Below are 16370 nucleotides of genomic sequence, written 5' to 3'. Positions count from 1 at the left end.
CGCGTCCCCTTCGTCACCCAGCAACTCGAAGGCGCCACCGGCCCCATCGTCGCCGTCTCGGACTACATGAAAGCCGTCCCCGACCAGATCCGGCAATTCATCCCCAACGAATACGCCACCCTCGGCGCCGACGGCTTCGGCTTCTCCGACACCCGCGCAGCAGCCCGCCGCTACTTCAAAAACGACACCCACTCCATCGTGGTGAAAGTGCTCCAACTGCTCGCGGCAAGGGGTGAAGTAGAGGCGGACGCGCCGTCGTACGCCATGGACCGCTACAAGCTGCTGGACGTCAACGCGGGCACCACCGGCGGCGCAGGTGGCGACACCTGAGCCTTCCTCCCATAGGGTGCAGCTATGGGTGACAGTAGCGGGACCGGTTCAGCGGGGATGAGGACCACCGGCGTGGTGCTCGCCGCGGGGGCGGGCACGCGCCTGGGGCTGGGCCCGAAAGCCCTGCTTCCGTTCCGTGGACGGCCACTTGTTGAGGCCGTTGCGGGAGCCCTGCTCGACGGCGGCTGCCGTGACGTGGTGGTGGTCCTCGGTGCAGGTGCGGCCGAGGTTGAAGCGTCCGCGAGGCTGGACGGCTGCCATGTCCTGGCCAACCCCGAGTGGGAGTCTGGAATGGGCAGTTCCTTCCTGCTCGGCGACCACGCCGCGGATGCGGCGGATCACCTCCTGATCGCCCTGGTCGATCAGCCGGGCCTGACCCCGGCGACGGTTCAGCGGCTCTTGGCCCGGCATCAGCCGGGCCGGATCACCGCCGCCGCGTACCGCCGCCGTGATTCCAACGACGACAGCTGCGCGGGCCTCCGCCGCGGGCACCCCCTGGTCATCGACGCCTCCCTGCGCGGCGCCGTGTGCGCGACGGTGACGGGCGATGCCGGAGCGCGTAGTTTCCTGCGCGCCCACCCGGATCTGGTGGACGACGTGGACTGCAGCGACCAGTCCACCGGCGAGGACGTAGATACGCCGGACCAGCTGGGTCTGCTCCGCTAGCACCCCGGCTCCACCAGCAGCAGACCTCGAATAGCAGAGCCGGCCTCCCGTAGCGGCATAATCAGGCGTGGGCACGCAGGAAGCGCGCAAGGGCATCTTCCCAGGGGGAAGCACCATGGCGAACGAGATCGATGCTGCCGTGCCACTTTCTGTCCGGCCGCTTTCCGTGCGGCCAGTGGGTAGGTTCCCAGTCTTGGTGTTCGCTTTGATAGTGGCGGCCTGTGGGTGAGGTCCAGCCGGGTGGGTCGTTCTTGGTGGCCGGGGTGGGTTTCCAGCCGGTGGCGTGCCGGAGTTTGTGGTGTTTCGGGCACGGCTGTCCCAGGTTGCTGATTCCGGTGGTGCCGCCCTTGGCCCAGGCGAGGATGTGATCGGCATCGTTGTCCAGGGAGTTGTTGCTGCACCCCGGGAACGGACACTTCCCGTCCCGCATCCGCAACCACGCCCGCATCGGACCTGTCACCCGGTAACTCGTCCGGCCGATCTCCAACGGGGCCCCGTCCCGCGGATCCACCAACACCCGGTAAAACGACCCCGCACCGTTTGCGACCAGTCCCCGTGCCATGGACGGCGGAATCGGCCCGTAGCCGTCCAGCACCGCCGGCTCAGCGGTCAGGCCGAGCAGCGAGAACACCGGAACCGTGACCAGCACCTGCGCCCGGACCGGCGACGGCACACGGTCCCGGACAGCACCCGCACCATCGCTGGAGCTGCCGCCTGCACCCACACCGCCGGTGGAGCTGCCACTCGCGCCCTCGGTCATACCGCCGCTGCCGCTTGCACCGGTGTCGCTGGCGCCGGTGCCGTTGGTGAGGATCGCGTCGGCGAAGGTGTCGGCCCGGAGCTGGGTCAGGGTCCTGCCCTCGCCGGGGCCCTGCAGGCTACGGGCGGTCGCGGTGAGCCGGTTCCACCCGGCCAGGGCCTGGTCCGCGGGAAGGCACGCGGAGAGCCAGGCCATCCCGTCCTGGTCCGCCCGGAACTCCACCCGCCGCTCCGCGACCCCCTTGGCGTGGCGTGTCTCGATGCTCTCGGCGTGGTGGCGTTCCCGCCAGGTCCGGGCCTTGGCTTTGAACCGGTGTGCCGGCAACGCACCCACCGGGCAGCCCCGTGCCGGGTCCGGGGCGTCCGGGTCCAGGAAATGGGCTTCCAACGCCGCCGCCCCCCGCAGCATCCAGGTACGCTGTCTCGTCCGCCATCACCACCGCGTGGCCCCAGGAAATCACCCCGGCCTGCAACGCCGACAAGGTCAGCGGCAACAAGGCAGTCACCGCATAGGAAGCAGCCAGGAACGACGACGCGGCCCGCGGCCCCAGGCCCAGCACGCACCCGATCTCCGCCGCGACCGCCATCTCCTGCGCCACCACCGGCACATCCGGACCCGCAACGGCACAAACAGACTCCGAATACTTCACCGCCGCCTTCGCCTTCAACGCCGCGAACCCGGCCTCGACCTCCCGGGCACCGGCCAGAATGTCCAGGCAACCAGCCGCCACACCAGCCAACGGATCAGCCGCAGAAAACGGCTCCAAACCAGCCCCGTCCACCTCAGCATTCAGCACAGCCAGGGCAGCACGGATCTCCCCAAACGCCCTCACCACCGCCGATTTCCCCATAAACCCATCATGACAAGGGGGTACGACAATCAGAATCCATAACGGAGAATTCAGCTCAGGCCGGCATCCCACGCTCCAGCAACTGCTCCAGCCCTTGCTTGAAACCGGACCTGCCACCGTGGGCGGGATGCCGGATCTTCGGTACGTCCAGCCCGCTCCGCCGCAGGCTGTGCTGGGCCACGTTGCCCACCGCCACAAGGGAATCGATGCCGAAGAGAGCCGCAAGATCCTGCCAGAAAGGCGTGCCCAGCTTGGTCTCGGAGGTCTTGGGCGTGCGGTTGGAGGACGGCTTGTCCGGCTGGTGCGGGTGCCAGGGAAAAGCACTCCACAGCAAAGGCAGAATACCCACCTCTTCCAGGACCTGCCACAGCACCGTAGCCGTAGGTTCCGCGGCCACCCCCGCAGCTTCGGGCGGCAGCACATAGCCCTTGCCAGGGCCGAAAAGCCCGAAGCTGTTGGCGGGCCCTCCGAGGATGACTCTATTGGTGAAGGGCACCCCGGTAATCCGCATGCCCCTGAAACCGGGCGCCTCCCCCACCAGCAGTACCTTGGGCCGGCGGTCCAGCATCTCCTGCAGGTAGAGCTCCAGGTTGTGCCGGCGGATAGCATTCGCCGGAACCGCATGGTTGAAGAAGTTGGTGCAGGCAGGCCCCACTTCCACGGCCGCCAGCCGTTCCACAAAGGCGCTGACAGGGCCGGTCACCGGCACGCTCCCGGGGCAACCGGCTACCAGCGCGGGTGGATGGCCTCACGGAAGTAGTGGTCGTAGATCCAGCGGACGCCTTCCTCGAACTCCTGCCCAACGCTGACCGCTGCCGCAGCAGCGTTTGACTGTGCCTGTTCCACGTTGCGGGCTCCGGGGATCACGGTGCTGACACCGTCCTGCGCGGTGATCCAGGCGATGGCCGCCTGTGCGGTAGTGGCGCCCTCGGGCACCAGCTGCTCGAACTCCTTGACCGCCTTGAGGCCCAGCTCGTAGTCCACCCCGGAGAAGGTCTCCCCGACGTCGAAGGCCTCGCCCTTGCGGTTGTAGTTCCGGTGGTCGTTCTCGGCGAACGTGGTCTCCTTGGAGTACTTGCCTGACAGCAGGCCCGAGGCCAGCGGAACGCGGGTGATGATGCCCACCCCTGCGGCCTTTGCCGCCGGGAGGACTTCATCCAGGGGCTTGAGCCGGAAGGCGTTCAGGATGATCTGGACCGACGCGGTTCCCTCGTGGCGGATGGCTTCCAGGGCCTCGTCGCTCCGTTCCACGGACACGCCGTAGTTGCGGATGGCACCTTCGGCCACAAGGGTGTCCAAGGCGTCGTACACCTCGTTGTTGCTGTAGACAGGCGTGGGCGGGCAGTGCAGCTGGACCAGGTCCAGGGTGTCCGTGCCCAGGTTCTTCCGGGACCGGTCAACCCACTGGCGGAAGTTGGCCAGGGTGTAGTTCTCAGGGCGCTGTTCCATCCGGCGGCCCATCTTGGTGGCAACCGTGACACCGAGGCCCGGGTTGTCCTTCAGGAACTTCCCGATGGCCTGCTCACTCTTGCCGTCGCCATACACGTCGGCGGTGTCAAAGAAGGTGACCCCCGCTTCCACCGAGGCCGCCAGGATGGCCTGCGCCTGGGCCGGGTCCACGTTGCCCCAGTCCGCGCCGAGCTGCCAGGTACCGAGCCCGACGACGGAGACGCTGCGTCCGGTCTTGCCTAAAATCCGCTGTTCCATCCCCCGACTATATGCAACGATGCAACCCGGGGTCAGATCCGACCCCGGGTTGCATCCTGACAAGCGGAAGTGTGACCTGCGGCCGGCCTAGGTCGGAACGTGGTCCAGCCTGCGCACCAGCCCCGCTTCCTTCAGCCCCAGGTAGAGCCGGTCACGGGCGATCGGCAGGGACGCGAACCGCACTCCCGTCGCGTTCCGGATGGCGTTGGCGAGCGCCGGAGCTACCGGATTGAACGGGCTTTCGCTCATCGATTTCGCCCCCAATGGCCCCATCTTGTCGTTCGTGTCCGCGAAGTACACCTCGCTGCGCGGAACGTCCGCGAAAGTAGGAATGTGGTACTGCCGGAGGATGTCCGTGGTGACCTTGCCGGCGTCGTCCACCACCACTTCCTCATACAGCGTGGCACCCAGGGCCTGGGCGATTCCGCCTTCGATCTGGCCGCGGCACTGGCGCGGGTTGACCACCACCCCGGCGTCGGCGGCCTGCACGCTTTGAAGGATCTTCAGCTCGCCGGTGCCGCGGTTCACCGCCACCCGGAAGCCGTGCACGTTGAAGGCTACCGAGCGCGGCGTACCACCCCAACGGCCCTCGGCAGCAAGTTCGACGCCGGCATCCGCGGCTGCCTGCGCCAGTTCAGCCAGTGCCACGGGGGTCCCGTCGACCACCACGGCGCCGCCCTCGAGGACGCAGGCCGAAGCCTGGGTCTGCCGGATCCCGGCGGCAAAGGCGCGGATGCGGACAGCCAACTCTTCCGCCGCTGCCAGGGTCGCCTTGCCGGCCACCACGGTGCCGGCGGACCCGAATGCACCGGTATCGTGCTCCACCAGGTCGGTGTCGGACTGCCGCACCCCCACCCTGGACGCTTCCGTCGAGAGGGCGGTAGCGGCAAGCTGGGCGTGCACCGTGGTGGTGCCGTTCCCGAACTCGGCGGTCCCGACGTCGGCCTGGTACGTCCCGTCCGGCAGGAGCCGTACGTGGGAGTGGGCAAAGTGGCCGCGCGGCGGGACAGTGTCGATCATGGACAGGGCGGCGCCTTCGCCCACCATCCAGTCGGGCCCAAGATCGGCCAGGCCTGCATCCCGGTAACGTGCCTTGCCGCGGTTCAGGGCGTCCCGGACCAGGTTGAGGCACTGGTCCAGTCCGTAGCTGCCGTAGTGGACGTCCTCTTCCGGATCCGGCCGGGTGGACAACATGTGGTCGCCCTCGCGGACCATGTTCCGGCGCCGGAATTCCAGTGGATCCATGCCAATCCCGGCGGCGAGCTCGTCCATGGCGGATTCGATGGCGAAGATCATCTGGCTCAGCCCATACCCGCGGAATGCACCGGACGGCACGGTGTGGGTGTACACCGAGTGCGCGTCCACTTTCTTGTTGGCGCAGTTGTACACGGCCAGGGATTCGCCGCAGCCGTGGAACATGACGCCGGGGCCGTGGTTGCCGTAGGCGCCGGTGTTGGTCACGACGTCCAGCTCGAGCGCGGTCAGCCGCCCTTCCCTGCTGGCACCGGCCTTCAGCTTGATGGTGAACGGGTGGCGGGTGGTGGTGGCGGTAAACTGCTCGGCGCGGGTCAGTTCCAGCTGGACCGGCCGCTGCAGCTTGAGGGCCGCAAGCGCCACGAGGTCCTCGGTGAGGACTTCCTGCTTGCCGCCAAATCCTCCGCCGACCCGGCCGGCCACCACATGCACTTTGTCTTCCGGGAGGCCAAATACCCGGCACAGTGTCCTGCGGACCAGGAAAGGGACCTGGCTGGACGTGCGGACCTGAAGCCGGCCCTCGTCATCCACCGAGGCGATGGCCGCGTGCGTTTCCAGCGCCACGTGCTGCACCCGCTGGGTTTGGTAGGTCTGTTCGTGGATAAAGTCAGCGGCAGCGAAGCCGTCAGCTACGCTTCCCAGCTCCGAGTGGAGTTCCGCGACCACGTTTCCGTCCGGCCGGGCAATGCGGGACGCTCTGCCGTCCTTGTCCCCATGGACCAGGGGCGCGCCGGGAAGCAGGGCCTCCTGCGGCGAGAAGACCGCCGGAAATTCCTCATAGTCAACCGTCAGCGCCCGCACTCCGGCTTCTGCGGCACCCACCGATTCTGCGACGACGGCGGCAACCCGCTGCCCGATGAAGCGCACCACGTCGTCCAACACCCGCGTATCGTCCGGGTCGTCGGTGAAGAGCTCGTGCTGGGCCGTGGAGAACAGCTGCTCCGGCGCGTCCGCATGGGTGAAGACCGCCACTACCCCCGGAATCTTCAGGGCAGCATCCGCATCTATGGACACCACCCGGGCGTGCGCGTGCGGCGAACGCAGGATCTTCAGGTGCAGCAGTGCCTGCTGCTGGTCCCTTGGGAGGTCCAGGGTGTAGCGGGCGGCGCCGGTGACCACTGCCCGGCTGGCAGGTGCAGGGACGTCGTCGCCCAGCCGGCCCTGCACCGGATCAGGCTGCCCCTCCCCCGCGATGCCTGAGCCCGGCCCGTCGGGATCAGGGTGCCCGGGATGTCCGCATACCGCATCGCCGATGGCGCGGTAACCGGTACAGCGGCAAAGGTTGCCTTTGAGGCTCCGGGGAAGGTTCTCCTTTTGCTTCTCGTCGAACGTCGCCGCGGTCATCACCATGCCTGCGGTGCAGAAGCCGCACTGGAAGCCCTGGCGTTCCATGAACTGCTGCTGGACCGGGTGCAGCTGCCCCTCGGGACCACCAGCGGCGGCTGCCAGCCCCTCGATGGTAGTGACCGAGTGCCCCTCGGCGCGGACGGCCGGGTAGATGCAGCTGTGGACCGGTGTTCCGTCCACGTGCACGGTGCAGGCGCCGCAGTCCCCGCCGTCGCAGCCCTTCTTCACGCCGGTGTTGCCCTGTTCGCGCAGGAAGGTACGCAGGCATTGCCCCGGGCGGGGGTCCGCGCCGGCAGGTGTTCCGTTAATCTCGATGGACATCCTCAAGCCCCTTTCGAAAGCGTGGTGGGCCCGGTTTGTGCTGACCCGGCCCGGGGCGGCCAGAAGTCGCCGGAGACGGGAATATCGTGGGCCCCCTCAGGCGCCGACAACTCGGCCCGGATTTCCTCGGCCAGCCGGTGCGTCATGTCGCGGCGCCAGGCGGGCAGCCCATGGATGTCGTCATGGTAGAGCTCCGCGGGGATGGCGTCGTCCAGCACGGCGGCCAGCCGGTCTGCGTCCGGCACTCCCTCGAAGCGCAGCTGGACCGGCCGCTTGGTGGCGGCGGTGACTGTCAGGGTTAGGGAGGTGCCGTCGTCGAGCCGTCCAATGAGCAGAACCCCGGACCTGCCCAGGTTGCTCAGTGACAGGCGCCGGAAGGCCACCCGGGTGGACAGGGCCGACGCCGGCAGGTTGACGCTTCGGAGCAGCTCACCGGGTGCCAGGCAGTTTTTCGCATCCCCGGTGACGAACTCCGCCACGGGGACCGTGCGGCTGGAACCGCCTGGCGCGAGGATGGTGGCCACGCCATCCAGTCCGGCGCACAGCGAAATGATGGGACCGGCGGGCAGTGAGGTGCAGAGGTTGCCGCCCACGGTGGACATGTTCCACACCTTGAAGGACGCCACGAAGGAATCGCAGCACGCGCGGACCAGGTCCAGCCCGGGCCATGTGCGGCCGGCGCCCTCCGGGGAACCGGGCAGGGCGTACAGCTGCGCGATGGTGCAGGTGGCTGCCAGCTCGATCCCGTCTCCGGTGACGGTGATGGGTGTCCAGCCGGCCTTCCCGAGGTCCAGCAGCCGCTTGAGCGGCTGCGGGCCAAAAGCGTAGCTGCCGTAGGAGAAGAGGACCGTGCCGCCGGCAAGCCAGGCGTCGCCGTCGCGCCATTGTGCGGGGTCGGTGGTGCGGACCACCGCCTCGATGGTGTTCATGTCCATGCGATCTCCTGCGTATCAAGGTCTGTGGGCGCCGGGGCTGCCGGGTGGTGGTGGATGGTGCCGGAGGTTTCCCGCAGCGGCAGGCAGCTGGCTGCGCGGGTGCGGGCGGCGATCAGTTCCGCGGTGACGGACACCGCCACTTCGGCCGGAGTGACCGCACCGAGGTCAAGGCCGATGGGCGAATGCAGCTGCGCGATACGCTCCGGCGCGACGCCGGCGTTGAGGAGCTGGTCAACCCGCTGGAGGTGGCTCCGCCGGGACCCCATGGCGCCCACGTAGGCAAGGTCAAGGGCCAGCGCCGTTTCCAGCAGGGGGAGGTCGAACTTCGGATCATGGGTGAGGACGGCGGCCACGGTGCGGCTGTCCGTCCGGCCTGCCGCCGCTTCCGCAGCCAGGTAGCGGTGCGGCCACTCAGTGACCACCTGGTCGGCGGCCGCGAACCTGGGCTGCGACGCGAAGGCCGGGCGGGCATCAACGAGGGTCACGTGGTAGCCCAGCAGCTTGGCGGCGGGGACCAGCGCGGCCCCGAAGTCGTTTGCACCGAACACCAGCATGCGTGGCGGGGCGAGACGGGACTCCACCAGGACGGCGGGTTCCCCGGGATGCCGGCTGTGGCCGTCGCGCTCCGGCAGGCACTGCCCTGCCAGCACCAACGGGACCACACCGGCCCCACCGCTGCGAACCAGGGATTCCACATGCAGCAGTGCCTCCCCGTGAAGCACAGCTGACAGCTCCGGACAGCCAGCCGCCCGGAAGGTACCCGGATCTGGCACCACGACGGCGCCTCCTCCCCCGGCGCCGAGGGTCCGAACCAGCGCCACGGGGTGGGCCGGGCCGACGCCGGCGAGCTGCAGCAGGGCGGCCCGAAGTGGGTGCGGGGTTTCGCCGGGTGCCGCGGCCGGCACCGGCTGGATGTGGATGCCCAGTTCTCCCCCGCAGGTGAGCCCGGCCGCGAAGGCGTCCTCTGAACTGAAGCCAAACGTCCCGTGGCGCGGGACGCCGTCGTCCATTGCCTCCTGGGCGAGCACCACCACGGCGCCTTCCACGCAGCCGCCGGAGAGGCTGCCCAGCACCTCGCCGGATTCGGTGACCAGCATGGATGTTCCCACCGGCCGGGGCACGGAACCGGACGCCGCCACGATGGTGGCAACGGCGAACTGCCCGTCTGCAAGCCGATGCAGCCACGGGCCCAGCGAAGGGATCAGGTCAAGCATGGCGGCACTCCTTCTTCCGCGCGGCGGTGGTGTCCATTGTCGGTCCTGGCAGGGGCCGGGCCAAGGGTTGGCCCGGCCCCCGGTGTGGCTGGGGCAAGCTCAGCCGCCCAGCAGGTGGTTGATCGGTCCGCGGGCGAAGTACACCAGGAACCCGATGCTCACCACCCACATCAGCGGGTGGATTTTCTTCGCCTTGCCTGACGCCGCCCCGATGACGGCCCAGCTCACGAAGCCAACCCCGATGCCGTTGGCGATCGAGTAGCTCAGCGGCATGGTGACGATGGTGAGGAAGGCCGGCAGGGCCACGGTGAACTTGGTGAACTTGATCTCGCGGATCTGGGCCATCATCATGGCGCCCACCACCACCAGGGCGGCGGCCGCGACTTCGAGCGGCACCACGCTGGTGAGCGGGGTGAGGAACATTGAGCCGAGGAACAGCAGGCCGGTGACCACCGATGCCAGGCCCGTCCGGGCGCCTTCGCCGATCCCTGCCGCGGAGTCGATGTACACCGTGTTGGAGGAACCTGAGGTTGCTCCGCCCGCCACGGCGCCGAAGCCTTCGACGATGAAGGCGGCTTTCAGCCGCGGGAACGTGCCGTCCTTGTGTGCGACGCCTGCGCTCTTGGCCAGGCCGGTCATGGTCCCCATGGCGTCGAAGAAGTTGGTGAACACCAGCGTGAACACCAGCATGGTGGCCGCAAGTCCGCCGATCCGGCTGAACGAACCAAAGAGGTCGAAGTGCCCCACCAGCCCCAGGTCGGGTGCGGAGACCAGCTGGCCGGACAGGACAGGGGTGTTCAGGTGCCAGCCGCCGGGGTTGGTGGAGCTGGCGGGGCCAAGCTTCAGGACGGCTTCGACGACGGCAGCCAGCACGGTGGTGCCGACGATGCCGATGAGCAGGCCGCCCTGCACCTTGCGCGCCACCAAAATACCCATGGCCAGGAGGCCGACGACGAACACCAGCGTGGGCACGGAGGTGATGGAGCCGCCGTCGCCCAGTTGGACGGGCGGGCCGCCTGCCGCAGGCCTGACGAAGCCGGAGTCGACGAAGCCGATGAAGGCGATGAACAGGCCGATGCCGACGGTGATGGCGGCCTTGAGTTCCTTGGGCACGGCCCGGAAGATGGCGGTCCGGGCGCCGGTGACGCCGAACAGGACGATCAGGATGCCGTTGATGACCACCAGGCCCATGGCTTCGGCCCAGGTGACCTCGTGGATCACCGAGACGGCCAGGAAGGAGTTGATGCCCAGGCCGGCAGCGAGGCCGAACGGCAGGTTGGCGATCAGTCCGAAGAGGATGGTCATGACGCCGGCGGTGAGGCCGGTGACGGCACCCACCTGGGACGCGGAGAGCCAGCCGCCAGCCACATCGGTGGGTGCGTTGTCCGCGCTGAACCCGCCCAGGATGAGGGGGTTCAGGATGACGATGTACGCCATGGTGAAGAAGGTGACCAGGCCGCCCCGGAATTCGCGGGCCAGCGTGGAGCCGCGCCGGGTGATATGGAAGAAGCGGTCAAGGATGGAGTCCGGTGCAGGCGGCCGGGGCTTTTTTGCGGCCTGCGCCAACGCGCGCGGCTCCTGCCGGGAGATGCTGGCGGTTGGAGCCGAATGCTCCTCGTGGGAATGGTCCAGGATGGTCATTCCTGCCGCCTAGTAATCGATCCTGGATTCGAGCGTGTTCCAGGTACTGAACGGCTCCAGCGGGGCCGGGGACTGGGGATCGCCCAGCTCCAGCTTGGAGACCGGCATCAGGGAATCCCTGTCCTGGTTTTCGAAGTATTCGTAGAACACAGCGTCGTCGAAGCCGACGGAGGCGGCGTCGTGGCGGTCCGCTGCGTAGACCACGCGGCTGACCCGGGCCCAGAGTGCGGAGGCCAGGCACATGGGGCACGGCTCGCAGCTGGTGTAGAGGGTGGCGCCGCTGAGGTCGAAGGTGCCCAGCTCGCGGCAGGCAGTGCGGATGGCGGTGACTTCGGCGTGTGCGGTGGGGTCGTTGTCCGCGGTGACGCGGTTGACGCCGTCGAACGCCTGCCCGTCCGCCATGACGATCATGGCGCCGAACGGGCCTCCGCTGTTCAGGACGTTGGCCGTTGCCAGCCGGATGGAGCGGGCCAAAAACTGTTCGGCCGTGACGGTGGTACTCATGATGCGACTTCCTTTTGCCGGGAAGCCTGTTGCCGCGCAGGACCAGTAAAACCAGGTGCGAACGGTTACCAGGCTTCAGCATGTGCTGTGAAGGTTAAGTTGCGCCTGGTAGATAGCTTCCCGGGTTTGGGTGCCCGCCTTTGGCAGAATCGAGATTAGCACCGGTTTGTGGGCCACGCCATAGTTTTCTGGAAAATTTATTTCGCGATGTGAAATCCATGTTTCCGCGGCTTCACGGAACGCCCCTTCTCGCCGGCCGCCCCCGGCCCTGCAGGGCTGACGCGCAAAAGGCCAACTGCTAGCGTGACGGCATGACTCCGTCAAAGACGCCGGCTGAGGTCCTGGACATTGAAGGCAACGAAGTCCGGATCTCGAGTCCGGACAAGGTGGTATTCCCGGATGCCGGCCTGACCAAGCTCGACCTGGTGCGGTACTACCTCGCGGTTTCGGAGGGAGCACTGCGCGGCGCCGGCGGCCGCCCCATGGTGCTCAAGAGGTTCCCCAAGGGCATTGATGCAGAACCGTTCTTCCAGAAGCGCGTGCCGGAAAACCACCCTCCCTTCATCGATACCACTACCCTGCATTACGCATCAGGGACTTCGGCCGAGGAAGCGGTGATCAGGGATGCGGCAGGACTTGCCTGGGTGGTTAATCTCGGCTGCCTTGACCTGAACCCCCACCCGGTGCGGGCAGAAGACCTTGAACACCCGGACGAGTTGCGGGTGGACCTTGATCCCATGCCTGGTGTGGACTGGACGCAAATCGTCGACGTCGCCTATGTGGCGCAGGAGGTCCTTGCCGATGCGGGACTGGTGGGATGGCCCAAGACCAGCGGGTCCCGCGGCCTGCACATCCTGGTCCGCATCGCGCCTGAGTGGTCGTACCGGGACGTCCGGCTGGCCGCGGAGACCCTCGCGAGGGAGGTGGAGAACCGCGCCCCCGGCCTGGCAACGGCACGGTGGTGGAAAGAGGAGCGCGGCGAGAGCGTGTTCGTGGACTTCAACCAAAACGCCAAGGACCGCACGGTCGCGTCCGCCTACTCGGTCAGGCCCCTGCCGGACGCCCGGGTGTCCACTCCGCTGACCTGGGAGGAAATGCGCACCGCCCGGCCCGGACAGTTCACTGTCGCCACGGTGATGGAGCGGTATGCAGGAATCGGCGACCCGCACGCCGGCATCGACGGCGCGGTGGGGTCACTGGACGGGCTCCTTGCCCTGGCAAAGGAACTGGGGCCGGCGGAAAAGGCTCCGCGCAGCGGCAACGGATCCGGCCGCCGGCAGTCGCTGATGCCCCTCATCGAAGTGGCCCGGACCAAGACAAAGCCCGAAGCGCTGGCGGCGCTCGACGAATGGAAGGCCCGGCATGCCGCCGTCGTCGATTCCCTGCAGCCGGCCGACGTCCTGGTGGACGGGATGCGTGGTTCAAGCTCGCTCTGGTACCGGGTGCGGGTGAACCTGCAGCATGTCCCCGAGGCCGACCGGCCGCCGCAGGAGGAGCTCATCGCGGACTACGACCCCTGGGCCGGAAAGCAGTGGCCGGGGCGCACCGGTTCCTGAGGAGCGGCCACTCAGCCTTGGGGGCGGCCCTTGGACACCCTCACCGGCGGAGTACGCAATGACTGCACCCACCTGGACAGGCGGCCCGTGAGGCGCAGGCGGTCCTCGGGCAGATAGAGGTCGGGATCCACCCCGCCGCCGAGCGGGAGGTAGAACTCCTGTCCAGCCACTCCTGCGGACGGCGCTGCGGGCGTGGGCTGGTTGTCCTGCTGGTACATCGGACCCCCTCTTTTCGTAATGTGGAAATTAGTTTTTGCTTTATGAAAATATTAGGATGGCCATCCCATCCCGTCAATAGGTAGCGGCGGGACCGCAGGCAGCCCGCCGGTCACAAATGGAATTTTCATTCTGTGATGTACACCACCGCGCAGCCGGGGTACGCTGTTATGCAACTCGTGGCGCACGTCACGTAACCTGGGAGCAGCAGGCAGGGTCGTAATGAGCTGGCATCAACGGATGCCGGCTCTTTTTTGTTGGGTCGGCTCCATCGGAAACGCGCATGAAACGCGCGCTTAATTTCAGTGATGGAACCTAGGTTCCACTTACCGGAAGTTGGGAAAAGACCATGAGCAGCAAGATCATTCTCGGCAGCAACCAGTTCGGCAAGGCCGAGGTCCGGGTCGTCAAGATCACCCGCGACACGGACCGCCACCAGATTGAAGACCTCAACGTCACCTCGCAGCTGCGCGGCGACTTCGAGGCCGCCCACCTGGAGGGCGACAACAGCCATGTTGTGCCCACCGACACCCAGAAGAACACCGTCTACGCATTCGCCCGCGAGGGCATCGGTTCCCCGGAAGCTTTCCTCCTTCGCCTTGGCGAGCACTTCACCTCGAGCTTCAGCTGGGTTGATGGCGGCCGCTGGGAAGCAGAGTCCTACAGCTGGAACCGGATCCAGGCCCATGGCAGCGAACACGACCACTCGTTCGTCCGCAACGGCCAGGAAGTCCGCACGGCAGTGCTGGTCCGCGACGGCGCTGCCGAGCACCTTATCTCCGGACTGAAGGACCTGACCGTCCTGAAGTCCACCCAGTCCGGCTTCGTCGGCTACCCCAAGGACAAGTACACCACCCTGGCGGAAACCACCGACCGGATCCTCGCCACCGACGTCTCCGCCCGCTGGCGGTACAAGGCCGGCACCGACTTCACGTCGTTTGATTTCAACAAGAACTACGACGACGTGAAGAGCCTGCTGCTCGAAGGCTTCACCGAAAACTACTCACACGCCCTGCAGCAGACACTGTTCGACATGGGAACCAAGGTCCTCGAGGCCCACCCCGAAATCGACGAAATCAAGTTCTCCATGCCCAACAAGCACCACTTCCTTGTGGACCTCTCACCGTTCGGCCTGGACAACCCCAACGAGGTCTTCTTCGCGGCGGACCGTCCCTACGGCCTGATCGAGGCCACGGTCCTGCGCGAAGACGCCGTTCCCGCCGAGAACGCATGGACGGGCATCGCCGGCTTCTGCTGAGCCAGTGCGGATGGCCGGCCCGCCGCGACCGAGGTTTCGGCGGCCCGGCCATCCGCAACCCGCAGTTCCGCAAAACCGCAGCACCCCTAAAACTTCGACGTTAGCCAGACAAAGTTAGCCAGACGAAGACGTCTGCCATGAACCAGGAAAGTCTGCCATGAACATCAAGAACGCCCCGTCCCCCGGTACGAACAAGACCGCCGGCGACTCCAAGAAACGGACCAAGCGCCCCGCAGCGGGACGCCCCGAAGACGAACGGCTGTCAATAGGCAGCAGCTTTGCCTACGGGTTCCAGCACGTGCTGACCATGTACGGCGGCATCATCGCCGTCCCGCTGATCGTGGGCCAGGCAGCAGGCCTGTCGTCCTCCGACACCGGCGTCCTGATTGCGGCAGCCCTCTTCATGGGCGGCCTCGCTACCCTGCTGCAGACCGTCGGAATCCCGTTCTTCGGATCCCAACTCCCGCTGGTCCAGGGTGTCTCCTTCGCCAGCGTGGCCACCATGGTCGCGATTGTGACCAACGGAGGCGGACTGCCTGCCGTGTTTGGGGCCGTGATGGTTTCCGCCGCGGTTGGCCTGCTGATCGCACCAGTCTTCTCCAAGATCGTCCGGTTCTTCCCCCCGGTGGTAACGGGCACGGTGATCACCACCATTGGGCTGACCCTCATGCCGGTGGCAGCAAACTGGGCCATGGGCGGGAACAGCAAGGCGGAGAACTACGGCAGCATGGCCAACATCGGACTGGCGGCCGTCACCCTGGTCCTGGTCCTGGTCCTGAGCAAGGTGGGCAGCGCCACCATTTCCCGCCTGTCCATCCTGCTGGCCATGGTGGCGGGAACCCTGATCGCGGCAGCAACCGGGATGGCCGATTTCTCCAAGGTGGGCAACGGTCCCATTGCCGCTTTCCCCACACCGTTCCTGCTGGGCACGCCGACGTTCGACATTGCCGCCATCATTTCCATGCTGATCGTGGTCCTGGTCATCCTCACCGAAACCATGGCGGACATCCTTGCAGTGGGCGAGATCGTTGGCACCCGCACCGACTCCAAGCGCATCGCGGCCGGCCTGCGGGCCGACATGGGCTCCAGCCTGATTGCCCCGATCTTTGGTTCGTTCACCCAGAGCGCCTTCGCCCAGAACGTGGGCCTGGTGGCCGTCACCAAGATCAAGAGCCGCTATGTGGTTGCCGCGGGCGGCGTCATCCTGGTGCTGCTGGGGCTGCTTCCGGTCATGGGCCGGGTGGTGGCGGCCGTGCCCACCGCTGTCCTGGGTGGCGCCGGGATTGTCCTCTTCGGGACCGTGGCCGCGAGCGGCATCCGCACCCTCGCCAAGGTGGAGTACCGGAACAACATGAACCTGATCATCGTGGCCACCTCCATCGGGTTCGGCATGCTTCCCATTGCGGCCCCTACCTTCTACAACCAGTTCCCCGCCTGGGTGAGCACCATCTTCCACTCCGGCATCAGCTCGGCCGCCGTCATGGCCATCCTGCTGAACCTGCTCTTCAACCACCTGAAGGCCGGCAACTCGGAGAACCAATCGGTGTTTGTTGCCGGCACCGGCCGGGTGGTCCGCGAGGAGGACCTCAAGTGCCTGGCGGAAGGCGACCGGTTCGAAAACGGCAAGCTCATTGACTGCGACGGCAAGGAAGTCGCCATCGAGTCATCCGAAAAGGCGTCAGAGCACTGACCTTCCCCGGGCTGGACGACGGGGGGGCGCCCCCCGGGCCGCACGGGGGTGGGCGCGCGGGGGGGGGGGGGGTATAGGGGGGCGCCCCGGCGGGTGTGAACGCGGCGCAGTAGACCGGCGC

At 67.2% G+C, this 16370-nt stretch carries 13 protein-coding genes and 1 pseudogene; 5 read left to right on the top strand and 9 right to left on the bottom strand.

The features are described 5' to 3' along the window. Both J2T23_RS19680 and nboR read left to right on the top strand, forming a co-directional pair. Positions 1-330 (top strand): transketolase-like TK C-terminal-containing protein (locus tag J2T23_RS19680; protein WP_442439581.1); only part of this gene is annotated, 330 nt, incomplete at its 5' end. Between the two features lie 24 nt (positions 331-354). After that, a complete protein-coding gene (nboR, locus tag J2T23_RS19675; RefSeq protein ID WP_141159349.1) occupies positions 355-996 on the top strand; it encodes a nicotine blue oxidoreductase in 642 nt (213 codons plus the stop codon). A 61-nt stretch (positions 997-1057) separates the two neighbouring features. On the opposite strand, the pseudogene J2T23_RS19670 reads toward nboR, so the two are convergent. From J2T23_RS19670 to J2T23_RS19635, 8 genes and pseudogenes are all read right to left on the bottom strand, one after another. Next, positions 1058-2606, bottom strand: a pseudogene (locus J2T23_RS19670) (HNH endonuclease signature motif containing protein). Between the two features lie 55 nt (positions 2607-2661). Continuing rightward, a complete protein-coding gene (locus J2T23_RS19665; RefSeq protein ID WP_307362876.1) occupies positions 2662-3309 on the bottom strand; it encodes a uracil-DNA glycosylase in 648 nt (215 codons plus the stop codon). 23 nt (positions 3310-3332) lie between these two features. Continuing rightward, positions 3333-4313 (bottom strand): aldo/keto reductase, encoded by a 981-nt coding sequence (locus J2T23_RS19660; protein WP_307362874.1) that lies wholly within the window; start codon positions 4311-4313, stop codon positions 3333-3335. Positions 4314-4400: 87 nt separating this feature from the next. Then, positions 4401-7235, bottom strand: coding sequence for a molybdopterin-dependent oxidoreductase (locus J2T23_RS19655; RefSeq protein ID WP_307362872.1), 2835 nt, complete (start codon positions 7233-7235; stop codon positions 4401-4403). Positions 7236-7237: 2 nt separating this feature from the next. Then, positions 7238-8170, bottom strand: a complete 933-nt coding sequence (locus J2T23_RS19650; protein WP_307362870.1) for an FAD binding domain-containing protein — start codon at positions 8168-8170, stop codon at positions 7238-7240. Next, positions 8161-9384: an XdhC family protein gene (locus J2T23_RS19645; RefSeq protein ID WP_307362867.1), complete on the bottom strand. Its 1224-nt coding sequence runs from the start codon at positions 9382-9384 to the stop codon at positions 8161-8163. Before J2T23_RS19645 ends, J2T23_RS19650 begins: the two co-directional genes overlap by 10 nt. A 99-nt stretch (positions 9385-9483) precedes the next feature. Then, on the bottom strand, positions 9484-11025 hold the full coding sequence (locus J2T23_RS19640; protein WP_307362862.1) for an NCS2 family permease: 1542 nt from the start codon (positions 11023-11025) through the stop codon (positions 9484-9486). Between the two features lie 9 nt (positions 11026-11034). Next, positions 11035-11529 carry a nucleoside deaminase gene (locus J2T23_RS19635; protein ID WP_141182472.1) on the bottom strand — a complete coding sequence of 165 codons (495 nt, stop codon included), beginning with the start codon at positions 11527-11529 and terminating at the stop codon, positions 11035-11037. 311 nt (positions 11530-11840) lie between these two features. Between J2T23_RS19635 and ligD the strand changes: the two genes are divergently transcribed. Next, positions 11841-13085 carry a non-homologous end-joining DNA ligase gene (gene ligD / locus J2T23_RS19630; protein WP_307362856.1) on the top strand — a complete coding sequence of 415 codons (1245 nt, stop codon included), beginning with the start codon at positions 11841-11843 and terminating at the stop codon, positions 13083-13085. A gap of 11 nt (positions 13086-13096) precedes the next feature. Here the strand turns inward: ligD and J2T23_RS19625 are convergent, their stop codons facing one another. Beyond that, positions 13097-13303 (bottom strand): hypothetical protein, encoded by a 207-nt coding sequence (locus J2T23_RS19625; RefSeq protein ID WP_307362853.1) that lies wholly within the window; start codon positions 13301-13303, stop codon positions 13097-13099. 347 nt (positions 13304-13650) lie between these two features. Between J2T23_RS19625 and pucL the strand changes: the two genes are divergently transcribed. Both pucL and J2T23_RS19615 read left to right on the top strand, forming a co-directional pair. Continuing rightward, entirely contained in the window at positions 13651-14559 is a 909-nt protein-coding gene (pucL, locus tag J2T23_RS19620; RefSeq protein WP_141159337.1) for a factor-independent urate hydroxylase, read from the top strand. A 157-nt stretch (positions 14560-14716) separates the two neighbouring features. Then, positions 14717-16249, top strand: a complete 1533-nt coding sequence (locus J2T23_RS19615) for a nucleobase:cation symporter-2 family protein (protein WP_141159336.1) — start codon at positions 14717-14719, stop codon at positions 16247-16249. Positions 16250-16370: the final 121 nt, after the last annotated feature.

The organism is Pseudarthrobacter niigatensis, from assembly GCF_030812615.1.
Classification (GTDB): domain Bacteria; phylum Actinomycetota; class Actinomycetes; order Actinomycetales; family Micrococcaceae; genus Arthrobacter; species Arthrobacter niigatensis.
Note: the sequence above shows the minus strand (reverse complement) of the source record. Positions and strands in the feature narration are given on the sequence as shown.